Consider the following 620-nt stretch of genomic DNA (forward strand, 5'->3'; position numbering starts at 1 on the left):
GGCCGATATGACATCAGCAAACCCTTCAAATAAGACTGCTCTTTCCTGCTTTCTGATATGAAGGCGGGCCTTATAAAAATTGTAAAGCAGTTTACTTTTATGAAAGAGCGGGGTTTCAGAACTGTTCATATACTTAGGCTGCTGGCTGCCTAGAGCCCTGCCTGAGAAAGCAACAACAGCCCCGTGATGATCATGAATCGGAAACATGACACGGTTTCTGAAGCGGTCGAAATATCCGCTTCCGTCTTCGCGTCTGATCAGGAGACCCGCTTTTTCCATTTGCGCCTCACTAAATCCCCTCTTTACAAGGAATTTCGTAATAAAGTCCCAAGAATCAAGAGCATAGCCAATCTGAAATTCATCAATCAGCTCTTTCGTAAAGCCCCTAGAAAGCAGATAATCCAGTGCCTCTTGACCTTCTTTTGTATTTATCAACAAATGATGGTAAAATTTCTTCAGGAGCTCATGTGCCTCAGCCATTTTTTGTTCTCCAGAAGACTCTGGCCGGGCTCCGGAATGGACTGTTATATCATCTGGAAAATCAATTTGGTATTTGTCAGCAAGCTGAGAAACCGACTCGGCAAATGAGTAGCCTTCCATCTGCCTTAAAAAAGAGAAAA

At 43.5% G+C, this 620-nt stretch carries 1 protein-coding gene; it reads right to left on the reverse strand.

The window, feature by feature from the left end:
• Positions 1-620, reverse strand: a 620-nt coding sequence (locus tag ACWHAR_RS28960; protein WP_452088686.1) for a DNA primase, incomplete at both ends; no start/stop codon positions are given.

Source organism: Bacillus sp. LR--39 (assembly GCF_053613335.1).